Genomic DNA, 12,564 nt, shown 5'->3' with positions numbered 1-12,564 from the left:
CTGTAGCGCCTCTTCGCAAGCCCACCGCCGGGCGCCTGCCGTCACCGCGTCCAGTACGTGCGGGCACCCCGGTTCTGGAGCCACCCCCGAGACAGAAACGGACATTGAGGATATGTCCCGGCGTACAGGCATGCCGCCCAGTGAGCTTCCACGCACGGCCACAACTTGATCAACGATTGACCGTGCGGGGCCTTTCGGGACGCGCGGCCGGGGAAATGTGACCAGTGCATCCCGGTGAAGGCGGATTCACCGCCCGCACGTGCTCGGCCGCCGGGATCTCCTACGATGAGGGAAGGGCGCACGGTGGAGACGACGGCGGTCCTCGACCGGTGGCAGTTCGCCGTGACCATCGTGTACCACTTCCTGTTCGTGCCGATCACGATCGGCCTGGCCTGGTTCGTCGCCGGGATGCAGACCGCGTGGCACCGCACCGGCAAGGAGCACTACCTGCGGATGACGCGGTTCTTCGGGAAGCTCTTCCTGATCAACTTCGCGCTGGGGGTCGTCACCGGGATCGTGCAGGAGTTCCAGTTCGGCATGAACTGGTCGGTCTACTCCCGGTTCGTGGGTGCGGTGTTCGGCGCGCCGCTGGCGATCGAGGGCCTGGTGGCGTTCTTCCTGGAGTCCACCTTCATCGGGCTGTGGATCTTCGGCTGGGACCGGCTGTCCCCGCGCCTGCACCTGGCGATGATCTGGCTCGTGGTGGCGGGCACGACGTCGTCCGCCTACTTCATCCTGGCGGCCAACAGCTGGATGCAGCGCCCCGTCGGCTTCGCGATGCGGGACGGCCGGGCCGAGATGACCTCGCTCGGCGCCGTCCTCCTCCAGCCGCTGCAGATCACCCACTTCCTGCACACGATCGCCGCCTCGCTCATCACCGCCGGGCTCCTGGTGATCGCCGCGTCCGCGTACCGGCTGCGCCGCGGACGGCGGGAGGGCGGGGACGACCCGGACGCAACGCTGTTCCGCGCCGCCGCGCGCGGCGCACTGCGGGTGACGGCGGGGGCGTCCGTCGTCGTGATCCTCGTGGGGCACTTCCAGGCGCAGATCCTGGTCAAGGACCAGCCGATGAAGATGGCCGCGGCGGAGGCGCTGTACGAGACGCAGGCGCCGGCGCCGCTCTCCCTGCTGGCGATCGGGCCCTGGGAGAAGCACCCGGACCGGACGGACGTCGACATCGTCCTGCCGCACGGCCTGTCGGTCCTGTCGACCAACGAGTGGAACGGCGAGATCCGCGGGATCAACGACATCCAGCGCGAGTACCGGGCGCGGTACGGCCCCGGCGACTACACCCCGATCATCGGCAGCGTCTACTGGTCCTGGCGCGTGATGATCACCATCGGGTTCCTCCTGCTGCTGTACAGCGTCCTGTGGCTGTGGATCATCCGCCGGCGCGGCTGGCGGCGGTCCCGCTGGTTCGCGCTGACGGCCTACGCGTTCCTCGGGCTGCCGTTCCTCGCCAACACGGCCGGGTGGCTGCTCACCGAGATGGGGCGCCAGCCGTGGATCGTCCAGGGGCTGCTGAGGACGCACGACGCGATCTCCCCCCGGGTGGGCAGCGGCCAGGTGATCGCGACGCTGGCCGGCTTCGCGGCCGTCTACGGGGTGCTCGCCGCGATCATGGGCTGGCTGATGGTCCGCGCGATCAGGACCGGCCCCGAGCCCGCCGCCCCCGGGGTGACCCGCGAGGACGCACTGCCGCCGATGCTCTACTGACCCGGCCCGCTGGGAGGCGCACCACCATGGAGACCGCAGGGCACTTCGACCTCCAGACGCTGTGGTTCGTGCTGATCGCCGTGCTCTGGATGGGGTTCTTCCTGCTCGACGGCTTCGACTTCGGCGTCGGGATGCTCTACCCCTTCCTCGGCCGCGACGACCCGGAGCGGCACGCGCTGCTCGCCACGATCCTGCCCGTGTGGGACAGCTACGAGGTGTGGATCATCGTGGCCGGCGGCGCCACCTTCGCCGCGTTCCCCGGCTGGTACGCCGGCATGTTCTCCGGCTTCTACCTGATCTTCTTCGCGGTCCTGGTCGCGCTCATCGTGCGCGGGGTCGCCATCGAGTACCGCAACAAGCACGACGACCTGTCCTGGCGCCGCCGCTGGGACGTGGCGATGCCGATCGCCAGCGCCGCGATCCCCTTCCTGCTGGGCGTCGTGTTCGCCTCGATCACCCGGGGCGTGCCGATGGACGACCTCGGCGACGTCACCGCCGGCGAGGGCGCGCTCTTCAGCGGCTACTCCGTGCTCGCCGGGCTCGCGCTCGTCGCGGCGTTCGCGGTGCACGGCGCGCTGTTCCTCGCCGTCCGCACCGAGGACGGCCTGGACGCGCGGGCGCGCCGCTTCGCCCTGGCGCTGTGGCCGGCGGCCGCCGTCCTGCTGATCGCGTTCACGGTCTGGACGGCCGTGCAGGCGCACGCGTCGGCCCCGTACCCGGTGCCGATGCTCGTCCTGCTCGGCCTGAGCCTGGCGGCGGCCGCCGCGGCCGGCCCGCTCGCCTGGCTGAACCGCCCCATGGCCGCGTTCGCCGGCACGTCGGTCGCCACCGTGCTGCTGGTCGCCGCCCTGTTCGCCCGGCTGTATCCGCGGGTCATGGTGTCGTCCACGCCCGGCTCCCCCAGCCTGACGATCTACAGCACCGCGTCCAACCACTACTCGCTGGTCGCCATGACGATCATCGCCGCGCTGTTCGTGCCGGTCGTGCTCGTCTACCAGGTGTGGGCGCTGTGGGTGTTCCGGGCGCGGCTCTCGCGGGCGGACTTCACCCGCCCGCCGACCCCGCTGCACATGATCACCCGGGAGCGGGGCGGGAAGCGGGGCGACGCGTCGTCGGGCGGCGCGTCCGCCGGGGGCGGGGAGTAGGCCGCGGATGCGCGCGACCGAGCCCCGGCTGCCGCGCGACGTCCCCGGCGTCCGCCGGTTCCTCGCGGCGGCGGGCGTGCTCGCCGCCTGCTCGGCGGCGCTGACCATCGCGCAGGCCGTGCTGTTCGCGCACATCGTCGCCGCCGGGTTCCTCGGGCACCGCGGGGTGCGGGACGTCGCGCCGGCGCTCGTCTGCTTCGCGGCGGCGGGCGCGGCGCGCGCCGCGATCGGCTGGACGCGGGAGACCGGCGCCCGCACGGCCGCGTCCCGGATGGTCCGCGAGCTGCGCGGACGGGTGCTCGGCCGGGTGGTGCGGGCGCGTCCGGGGAGTGTGCCGTCCGGGGAGGCGGTGACCGTCACCACCGAGGGCGTGGAGGCGCTGGAGGGCTATGTCGCCCGGTTCCTGCCGCAGCTGGCGACCGCCGCGCTCGCGCCTCCCATGATCCTCGTCTGGGTCGCCTTCCAGGACGTCCTCTCGGCGGTGGTCATGGCGGTCACGCTGCCGCTGATCCCGCTCTTCGGGGCGCTGATCGGGCGCTCCACCAGCGCCCGGACCCGGGAGCGGTGGCGGGCCCTGGCCCTGATGAGCGGGCACTTCCTGGACGTGGTGAACGGGCTGACGACCCTGCGCGCCCACCGCCGGGGCGCCGCGCAGGCGGCCGCGATCGCCGCGACCACCGACCGCTACCGGCGGGACACGATGCGGGTCCTGCGGATCGCGTTCCTGTCGGCGCTCGTGCTGGAGCTCGCCGCCACCCTCGGCACCGCGCTGGTCGCGGTCGGCATCGGCCTGCGGCTGGCGAGCGGCGGCCTGGAACTGGAGGCGGGCCTGGCCGTCCTCGTCCTCGCGCCGGAGCTGTACGGGCCGCTGCGCGCACTCGCGGCCGAGTTCCACGCCGCCGCCGACGGGCTCACCGCGTCGCGGCGGCTGTCGGCGCTGCTCGCGCTGCCGCCCGCCGTGCCCGTCCCGGCCCGCCCGCGCCCGGCCGGGTTCGGAGTCGTCCGGCTCGCGGACGTCACCGCCGGATACGACGGGCCGCCCGTCCTGGCGGGCCTGTCGGCGGAGATCCGCCCGGAGACGCGCACCGTCCTCGTCGGGGACAGCGGCGCCGGCAAGAGCACCCTGCTGGCCCTGCTGATGCGCTTCGTCGAGCCGTCGTCGGGGCTCATCACCGTGGACGGGACGGACCTCGCCGCGTTCGACCCGGACGAGTGGCGGCGGCAGGTCGCCTGGCTGCCGCAGCGCCCGCGGCTGCGTCCCGGCCCGGTCCTGGAGGCCATCACCCCGGCCGAGCCCGGCGGGCTGAACCCCGTCGCCGCCGCCGAACTGGCCGGTGCGGGCGCGCTGCTGCACCGCACCGTCGGCGAGGCGGGCGCGGGCCTGTCGGCGGGAGAACTGCGCCGCCTGGCCCTGGCGCGGGCACTGGCCCGCCCCGCGCCGCTCCTGCTGCTGGACGAGCCCACCGCCCACCTCGACGCGGCCGCCGCCCGGCACGTGACCGACGCCGTCCTGTCCCTGCGCGGCCGCACGGTGGTGGTCGCCACGCACGACGCCCGGCTGGCGTCGGGCGCCGACCAGGTGATCGACGTGACCGGGGCGCGGGCGGGGATCCTCGCGTGAGCGGCCGCCCGCTGCCGGCGTTGCTCGCCGCCGCCCGTCCCGTCGCGCACCGGTTCGCCGCGTCCGCGGGCTGCGGCGCGCTCGCCTTCGGCTCCGCGGTCGCGCTGATGGGCATGTCCGGCTACCTGATCTCCCGTGCCGCGCTTCGCCCGGAGATCGTCACCCTCGCCCTGGCGATCACGGCGGTGCGCGCGCTCAGCCTGTCCCGGGCCGTGTTCCGCTACGCCGAGCGGCTGGTCTCCCACGACACGAGCCTGCGGCTGCTGCGGGAGCTGCGGGTGCGGTGGTTCCGGCGGCTGGAACCGCTCGTCCCGGCGGGCCTGCCGGGGGCCCGCTCGGGCGACCTGCTCAGCGGGTTCGTCGCCGATGTCGACGCCGTCCAGCACCTGTACCTGCGCGGCCTCGTCCCGCCGCTCGTCGCGCTCGCCGTGGGGATCGGCTCCGTCGCCGCCGCCGCGTGGCTGCTGCCGGCGGCCGGGCTGTGGCTGGCGCTCGGCCTGCTGCCCGCCGCGCTCGTGCTGCCCGCCGCGGCCGGCGTGCTCGCCCGCTCGATCGCGGCGCGGGAGGCCGCCGCCCGCGCGGCGCGCAACGCCGAGACCGTCGAACTCCTGCACGGCGCCCCCGACCTGGTCGCCTTCGGCCGCGTGGACGACCAGCTCCGCCGGATCGCCGCCGCCGACGCCGTCCTGGCCCGGATCACCCGCCGCGACGCCCGCACCGCCGGGTCCACCTCGGCCGCGACGACCCTCCTCACCGCCGCGACGACCCTCGCCGTGCTGGTCGCGGGGCTGGACGCCGTCCGCCGGGACGCGCTGCCCGGCGTCCTGCTCGCGGCGCTCGCCCTGGCGGCCACGGCCGCGTTCGAGGCCGTCCGGCCGCTTCCGGAGGCGGCCCGCGACCTGCTCACCGCGCACGGCGCCGCCGCCCGCCTCGACGCGCTCACCGCCCGCCCGGCGCCCGCCGCCGACCCGGCCCGGCCGCTGCCCGCGCCGCGCGGCGACCTGCTCCGGATCCGCGGCGTGCGCGCGCGCTACACCGCCGACTCCCCCTGGGTCCTGGACGGCGTCGACCTCGACCTCCGCCCGGGGCACCGCGTCGCGCTCCTCGGCCCGAGCGGCGCGGGCAAGAGCACCCTGGCGCACCTGCTGGTCCGGTTCCGCGACCCGGACGGGGGCCGCATCACCCTCGACGGCCACGATCTGCGCGACTACGCCCAGGACGACGTCCGGCGCGCGATCTGCCTCGTCGACCAGCACGCCCACCTGTTCGCCACCACGATCCGCGCCAACGTCGCCCTCGCCAGGCCGGACGCCACCGAAGCCGAGATCGTCGACTCGCTGCGCCGCGCCCGCGCCTGGGACTGGATCGCCCGCCTCCCCGGCGGCCTGGACACCCCCGTCGGCGAGCACGGCGCCCGCGTCTCCGGCGGCCAGCGCCAGCGGATCGCACTCGCCCGCGCCTTCCTGTCCGGCGCGCGGATCCTGATCCTCGACGAGCCCGCGGCCCACCTCGACGCCGCGACCGCCCGCGAACTCGTCACCGACGTCCTGGGCGACACGTCCGGGCCGGGGATCCTGCTCATCACGCACACTCCCCCGCCACCCGGGTCCATCGACCGGACCCTGCACCTACGATCCGGCCGCCTCCACCCGGACACCCCGATCACCGCCCCCGCCCGTCGGCGCTTGGGAGGGTGACGCGGAACCAGCCCGTCCGGCCGCCGGTAGCAGCACGGCGGGCCCACCTGATCTGCCGGACGCGCTCTTTCCACAACCGTGTCCGGTTCAACGCAAAAGGCGAGGCCGGTCAGACGGCTCACAATCTTTGCGTCGAAAGCTGACCTCGGGTGCGTTGCGCAATATTTGCCGGATGGGCCGCATCGCTGAAACTAGAGTCGCGGTATGCGCCAGATGCCGTCGGCCGACATGGTCAGCCTGATCTCGTTCCTCGCCGTTCTGTTGATCTTCTTCAGCATCGATGTGCGGTCGAGAGACTCAGTGGTGACAAAGAAGTGGCATACATACCTTTTCGAATGGGCTTCCCGTATCGGCGGGATCTCAACCGCTTTGGCGCTGGCTTTGGGATGGGTCGACCTGTTCCTCCCCGACCAGAGCGACCTGATCCATGTGGCATTCGTGGCCGTTCCGGGATCCATGGGGGTACTGTGCGCCATCGCATTGGGACTCGAAATGCTCTGGCAGCGTTGGGAGGGTTGATCCGGGTTTGCCACAAGGACGACCCGCGCCGTGATAGTGGCCCACCGGGACGACGCCACACCATCGTGCCTGCTGGTCCGCCGCGCCGCGAGGCGTGGTCCTATTTTCGCTGCTGTGCCTCGTCCTCCGCATGAGGGGCGGGGGTAGGTGCCGGGGCGACGGCGACGGCTTCGATCTCAAGAAGCCAAGCCTCGTCGTAGATGCCGGTGATGATGATCGTGATTGCGGGGCGGTGGCCGCCGAGCACTTCATGGCGTATCCGGCTGTTGGCCTCGCGATGGCACCGGTCGGACAGATATATGGTGACCTTGGCGAGATTCTGCACCGCCATACCAGCGGCGGCCAGCACGGTTTTCACGTTTTCCCAGGCCAAGCGGCATTGTCCGTCGAAGTCGGCAGGGATGTCCCCGTCGGTCGTCCACGGCGGCTGGCCGCTGATGTACAGCGTCTGATGTGCGCCACTGACCAGCGTGCCATGGGTGTAGGCCGGTGATGATTCAGGCAGGTCGTTCGGGTCGATCGGGTCGATCACCAAAGTCGTCGCTCTCCTCGTCGGCGGGTGGATCGGCGATGTGCGAGCACTTCCATGATCGCAAAACGACACCGAGCCGTACACGGCTCCCCACTCACGCACGCTCGACCGCCCATCGCAGCGAGGCGGAGATGCCCGGGCTCGACTGGCGGACACCGAGGAGCACGTCCAGAACGTCAACCCATGTTGACACTTGCCAGGTTGTCAACCTACGTTGACAGCATGGAGACCCGATCACGGGTGCCCTTGTTCTGCGGAGCAATCGCGGGCCCCCTCTTCACCCTCGTTTACCTCGCCGAAGGAGCCACCCGCGCGGGTTACGACCCACTGCGCCATCCCGTCAGCTCACTTGCTCTCGGCAAGTACGGCTGGATGCAGACCCTCGACTTCCTGCTCGCCGCCGCGCTCACCATCGTGTTCGCCATCGGCGTCCACCGTGCGTCCCGCCCCTCGACCTGGAAACCGCTCTTGATCGGCCTGTGGGGAACCGCACTGCTCGGCGCAGGCATCTTCGTGACCGATCCGGTCGGGGGCTACCCGGCGGGGACCCCCGACCGGATCCCAAACGCCACCACGCACGGCGCCCTTCACGACTACGTCTCACTGGCTGGATTCGCCGTGCTCACCACTGCATGTTTCGTGTTCGCGCGCCAGGGTTCAGCGCGCTGGCGGCTCTACTGCATCCTCAGCGGCGTCGCCTTCACCGTCACCATGCTCATCTCCAGCGCCGCCTTCGGTCAGACGGGACAACTGGGCGACCTGGCCGGACTGTTCCAACGCATTGCCATAACGACGGCATTGTCGTGGCAAACCGTCCTGGCGTTGCGCCTTCTCTCACGCACACAACGCAGCGAAACAGTACGAAACGGATGACACCGCACCCTCGGCCGTACGGCTTGCTCCTAGCACTCCGGCCAGTGGCCGCGGCCGCTTGATGAAGTGGGCGCGTTCGTACGTCCGGCACGGCACGGCCCGGTACGGCACGCGGATCCGGCGCTGCGGTTACCCAAGCGACAGGGTGCGCCGGCAGTCGGAGGCCGGGCCGGATGGCCCCGGGGAATGCACCCCGGGACCACCGACCTGTCCGGCACCCATGAAGACCGGACATTCATCCAGATCAGTTGGTGGTGAAGGAGTGGATGCCGATTACGTTGATGCGCCGGCGTCCTTCTCCGGTAGGCAGTGGCTGCTGGAGCGGAGGTCATCCAGGGCTCGGTCGATCAGCGTGATGCGGGTGGCGGACGCCTTCGGTGTCGCGGCGGCCGGGCTCTTCGACCGTGCAGGCGAGGACATACCGGGCGGCATCAGGATCAGGAGGAACCGATACTGCGAAACGCTCTCAGGCGAGGGCCTCGATGTCGGCGGGGGCGAGCTTGCGGCCGGCGATGCCGGCGAAGCCGTCGCGGTCGGTGTAGCTCTCCTCTCCGATGATGCGGCCGTCCTCGTCGATCGGCCAGACGATCGCCATCCGGGTCTCGTACAGGTAGAACGCATCGGGGTCGTCGACCTCGATCCCCAGGGCGAGCAGCGTGCGGCCGGGGTAGGCCATCCGCATCAGCCCGTCCGTGACCACGCAGTCGCGGTCGACCGCGAGCCGGTCGATGTCATGCTCGAGCCGGGTGGCGCCCGAGGCGATGAAATCGCTGTAGAAGGCGCGGACCTCGGCCTGGCCGTGCGGGGTCATGCCGGGCGCGCCCGGCTCGCCGAGGCGGTAGGCGGGGGTGTCGGTGAGGGTGGCCATCAGGGCGTCGAGATCGCCGCGGGCCTCGGCCTTGGAATGGGTGATGACGATCTCCAGGTTCCGGCGCAGGATCGGGTCGGTCTCCCGGGCGAGACGCTCCTCAAGCGCGGCCCATGACTTCTTCGGGTCGATAACGGCCACTCCAGCCTCCTTCATTTTGTGTATGCCGTAGACTTAGCATTGGGCCTATGGGGCAGTCAACGAATTCCTCTCCGCCGGTCCGGCGCGGTCGTACCGTGCGGGACGTCCTGCTCGCCGCCCGGAGCGTGCTCGACGAGGGCGGCCTGGAAGCGCTGACCATGGCCGCCACCGCCGAGCGGCTCGGGGTGACGCCGATGGCGATCTACCGCCACGTCACCGACCGGGACGCGCTCCTGGCCGGGGTGTCCGGTCTGGTCCTGGAGGACGTGGGAAAGGCCGGGCCGCAGCCCGTGCCATGGGACGAGAGCGTCGTCGCCTGGATGCGGGACGTGCGGCGCTGCATGGTCGCCCACCCCTGGGTCGCCCCGCTGTTCGGCTCCCATGCTCGGCTGTCCCTCGCGTGGGCCGCGGCGCTCGACCGGCTTCTGGCCGCGCTGGAACGAGGCCCGTTGGACGACGACGCGAGAGCGGACGCATTCGTCTGGATCGCCCGCACGACCGTGGGCGTGGTGCTCCTGGAGGCCAAGTCCCCGCTGGCGGACGCCGGTCACGATGTCGGGGCGACGCTCAAGGACACGGTGCCCGGCGCACCGGAAAGGTGGGCCCGCATCGCCGCCCGGATGAGCGAGCGTCATGACGACGACCTGTTCGACGATCTCGTGCAGCAGACCCGGGCCCGGCTGCACGCGACGTCGCCGGACTGTTTTATGAAACAAGCTCCGTCGGCGGCGGCATCTGAACACGACCTGTCGGACGAGCAGTGGGAGAGGATCTCCCCGCTGCTACCGGACGATGCCGGCCGCGGACCCCGCTGGGCGGATCATCGCACCGTCATCGACGGGATCCGGTTCCGCGAACGCACCCAGATCCCCTGGCGACAGCTGCCCGACCGGTACGGGAACTGGCGCACGGTCTACGGCCGCTTCCGGCTGTGGACCCGCGACGGCACCTGGCAGCGCATCACCACCGCACTCGCCACCGGCAGCCCCACCGGCGACAACGACGGCAGCAGCAGCAGTGGTCTGGACACGGAAAAGTCGTGACAGTGACACCATGCTTCACTCCCCCAACCCACCCGAGGACGGAACCCGACTCGTCCGTCACCAGTCACCAGTGCGCCGCCGCCCTTCAGAGACTGCCCGTCGGCGCCGCCATAGGTTCGCGAGGTCGGGGAGGTAGCGGAGAGCGGCGGTCAGCAGCACGGCGGCGGCGACCGCGATCGCCAGCGCGACGGCATCGTTGCGCGTAGGACCGGTCTCCAGGGCGAAGAAGTGCCGCAGCGGCGGGACGCTCAGGACGACGGCGAACGCGGCGGCCATCGCCGCGACGAGGCCGAGCCGCCACCAGTTCCAGGGCCGCGCGATCAGGGCCAGGACCCAGAGGGTCAGCGCGAACAGCGCGACGGACGCCGTCGTGCTGAGGTCGGCGAAGTCGCCGGGCGGCTGCTCGGTGGCGAGGTAGTAGCCCGCGAACGTGGCGCCGCCGCAGGCGATCCCGGCGGGTACCGCGAACCGCAGGACGCGCGGCACGAATCCGGGACGGGCCCGCTCGGTGTTCGGCGCGAGCGCCAGGAAGAACGCGGGCACGCCGATGGTCAGCGAGCTGATCAGCGTCAGGTGCCGGGGCAGGAACGGGAACCGGACGTTCGCCAGCCCGACCAGCACCACCAGGATGATCGCGTACACGGTCTTGGTGAGGAACAGGTTCGCGACCCGCTCGATGTTGCCGAGGACGCGCCGCCCCTCGGCGACCACGTGCGGCAGCGTCGCGAAGCGGTCGTCCAGCAGCACGACCTGCGCGACGGACCTGGCCGCGCCGCTGCCCGATCCCATCGCCACGCCGAGATCGGCGTCCTTGAGCGCGAGGACGTCGTTGACGCCGTCGCCCGTCATCGCGACCGTACGGCCCCGGGACCGCAGCGCCCGGACCATCGCCTGCTTCTGCCGCGGCCCGACCCGCCCGAACACCGAGTTCTCGTCCAGGACGTCCGCCTTCGCGGCGGTGTCGGCCGGGAGCCCGCGGGCGTCGACCGGGTGGTCGGCGCCGTGCAGGCCGAGGGCGCGGGCGATCGCGCCGACGGAGACCGGGTCGTCGCCGGAGATCACTTTCACCGAGACGCCCTGCTCGGCGAAGTACCGCAGGGTCGGGGCCGCCTCCGGTCGCAGCCGCTGCCGCAGCACCAGGAGCGCGGCCGGTTCCGCGGCCGCCGCGTCGAGCCGGCCGGGGTCGCCGAGCGAGCCGTCCGGCACGCGGGCGAGGGCCAGCACCCGCAAACCGGCGGCGCCCAGTTCCCCGGCCCGGCGGCGGGCCGGGGCGTCCGCGCCGAGGAGGACGTCCGCCGCGCCGAGCACCCAGCTTCCGCGGCCGTCGAACTCCGCGCCGCTCCACTTGCGGGCCGAGGAGAACGGGACGGTCCCGCCGGCCGGCCACGGCTCGGCGCCGTCGAGCCCGGCGAGGACGGCCCGCATCGTGGCGTTCGGATCGGGGTCGGACGCGGCGACCGACGCGAGCGCCTCCCGGGCCGGCAGGTCCTCGCGCAGGACGATCACCTCCCCGAGGTCCATGCCGGTCTCGGTGAGCGTGCCGGTCTTGTCGACGCACAGCACGTCCACCCTGGCCAGGCTCTCGATCGCGGGCAGTTCCTGGACCAGGCAGCGCCGCCGCCCGACCCGGACCACCCCGACCGCGAACGCGATGCTCGTCATCAGCACGAGCCCCTCCGGGACCATCGTCACCACCCCCGCGACCGCGCCGGTCACGGCGTCGGAGGCGTTGTCGGCCGCGGCGAACTGGGTGGCGAACAGCAGGATCCCGGCCGGGACGATCAGCCAGGTCACGTATTTGAGGAACGCGTTGATGCCCGCCATCAGCTCCGAGTGCGCCAGCGAGAAGCGGCTCGCCTCCGCCACCAGGCGCGCCGCGTAGGCGTCCCGGCCGACCTTCGCGGCGGTGAACGCGCCGGAGCCCGCCACCACGAAGCTGCCCGACCGCACCTGCGCCCCCGCCTGTTTGAGGACCGCGTCGGCCTCCCCGGTGAGCAGCGACTCGTCGACCTCCAGGCCGTCGGAGGCCACCACGTCACCGTCCACGGTGATCTCGTCGCCGCTCCCGAGCACGATCAGGTCGTCCAGCACGACCTCGCGTTGGTCGACCTCCCGGACGGCGCCGTCCCGCCGCACCCGCACGGGCGCCTCGCCGAGCACGGCGAGCCGGTCCAGGGTCCGCTTCGCGCGCAGTTCCTGGACGACCCCGATCGCCGAGTTCGCCACGATGATCAAACCGAACAGCCCGTCCTGCCACTGCCCGAAGACCAGCACGAGGACCAGCAGCGACCCGATAAGCGCGTTGAACCGTGTCAGCACGTTCGCGCGGACGATCTCGACCCCGGACCGGCTGGAGCGCCGCGGCACATCGTTCGTGCGACCCCACCTGACCCGGTCATGCACCTGGGC

10 protein-coding genes are annotated in these 12,564 nt (G+C 72.2%); 7 read left to right on the top strand and 3 right to left on the bottom strand.

Annotation, left to right across the window (positions count from 1 at the left end):
- Positions 1–285 precede the first annotated feature (285 nt).
- The 5 genes from ETD96_RS12050 to ETD96_RS12030 all read left to right on the top strand — a co-directional run bounded on the left by ETD96_RS12050 (position 286) and on the right by ETD96_RS12030 (position 6,698).
- Complete coding sequence (locus ETD96_RS12050) at positions 286–1,716, top strand: cytochrome ubiquinol oxidase subunit I (RefSeq protein WP_138636400.1); 1,431 nt, start codon at positions 286–288, stop codon at positions 1,714–1,716.
- A gap of 26 nt (positions 1,717–1,742) precedes the next feature.
- Positions 1,743–2,861: a cytochrome d ubiquinol oxidase subunit II gene (cydB, locus tag ETD96_RS12045; protein ID WP_138636399.1), complete on the top strand. Its 1,119-nt coding sequence runs from the start codon at positions 1,743–1,745 to the stop codon at positions 2,859–2,861.
- A gap of 7 nt (positions 2,862–2,868) precedes the next feature.
- A complete protein-coding gene (gene cydD, locus ETD96_RS12040; RefSeq protein WP_138636398.1) occupies positions 2,869–4,482 on the top strand; it encodes a thiol reductant ABC exporter subunit CydD in 1,614 nt (537 codons plus the stop codon).
- Positions 4,479–6,179 (top strand): thiol reductant ABC exporter subunit CydC, encoded by a 1,701-nt coding sequence (gene cydC / locus ETD96_RS12035; RefSeq protein ID WP_138636397.1) that lies wholly within the window; start codon positions 4,479–4,481, stop codon positions 6,177–6,179. Before cydD ends, cydC begins: the two co-directional genes overlap by 4 nt.
- Positions 6,180–6,383: 204 nt before the next feature.
- Positions 6,384–6,698, top strand: a complete 315-nt coding sequence (locus ETD96_RS12030) for a hypothetical protein (RefSeq protein ID WP_171068986.1) — start codon at positions 6,384–6,386, stop codon at positions 6,696–6,698.
- Positions 6,699–6,798: 100 nt separating this feature from the next.
- On the opposite strand, the gene ETD96_RS12025 is transcribed toward ETD96_RS12030, so the two are convergent.
- Complete coding sequence (locus tag ETD96_RS12025; RefSeq protein ID WP_138636396.1) at positions 6,799–7,230, bottom strand: RidA family protein; 432 nt, start codon at positions 7,228–7,230, stop codon at positions 6,799–6,801.
- 222 nt (positions 7,231–7,452) lie between these two features.
- On the opposite strand from ETD96_RS12025, the gene ETD96_RS12020 reads away from it, so the two are divergent.
- Complete coding sequence (locus ETD96_RS12020; protein WP_171068985.1) at positions 7,453–8,103, top strand: DUF998 domain-containing protein; 651 nt, start codon at positions 7,453–7,455, stop codon at positions 8,101–8,103.
- A gap of 466 nt (positions 8,104–8,569) precedes the next feature.
- Here ETD96_RS12020 and ETD96_RS12015 read toward each other — a convergent pair whose 3' ends face one another.
- On the bottom strand, positions 8,570–9,112 hold the full coding sequence (locus tag ETD96_RS12015; protein WP_171068984.1) for a nuclear transport factor 2 family protein: 543 nt from the start codon (positions 9,110–9,112) through the stop codon (positions 8,570–8,572).
- 47 nt (positions 9,113–9,159) lie between these two features.
- Between ETD96_RS12015 and ETD96_RS12010 the strand changes: the two genes are divergently transcribed.
- On the top strand, positions 9,160–10,155 hold the full coding sequence (locus tag ETD96_RS12010; RefSeq protein WP_138636393.1) for a transposase: 996 nt from the start codon (positions 9,160–9,162) through the stop codon (positions 10,153–10,155).
- Positions 10,156–10,212: 57 nt separating this feature from the next.
- On the opposite strand, the gene ETD96_RS12005 is transcribed toward ETD96_RS12010, so the two are convergent.
- Positions 10,213–12,564: HAD-IC family P-type ATPase (locus ETD96_RS12005; RefSeq protein ID WP_240807544.1), on the bottom strand; the 2,352-nt coding region annotated here is incomplete at its 5' end.

The organism is Actinomadura geliboluensis, from assembly GCF_005889745.1.
Lineage (GTDB): Bacteria > Actinomycetota > Actinomycetes > Streptosporangiales > Streptosporangiaceae > Spirillospora > Spirillospora geliboluensis.
This window is presented reverse-complemented; position numbering and strand designations above follow the sequence as displayed.

Excerpts from the sequence above, each read along its gene's own strand:
- ETD96_RS12050 (WP_138636400.1), top strand. The coding sequence starts at position 286 with ATGAGGGAAGGGCGCACGGTGGAGACGACGGCGGTCCTCGACCGGTGG.
- cydB (WP_138636399.1), top strand. The coding sequence starts at position 1,743 with ATGGAGACCGCAGGGCACTTCGACCTCCAGACGCTGTGGTTCGTGCTG.
- cydD (WP_138636398.1), top strand. The coding sequence starts at position 2,869 with ATGCGCGCGACCGAGCCCCGGCTGCCGCGCGACGTCCCCGGCGTCCGC.
- ETD96_RS12030 (WP_171068986.1), top strand. The coding sequence starts at position 6,384 with ATGCGCCAGATGCCGTCGGCCGACATGGTCAGCCTGATCTCGTTCCTC.
- ETD96_RS12020 (WP_171068985.1), top strand. The coding sequence starts at position 7,453 with ATGGAGACCCGATCACGGGTGCCCTTGTTCTGCGGAGCAATCGCGGGC.
- ETD96_RS12010 (WP_138636393.1), top strand. The coding sequence starts at position 9,160 with ATGGGGCAGTCAACGAATTCCTCTCCGCCGGTCCGGCGCGGTCGTACC.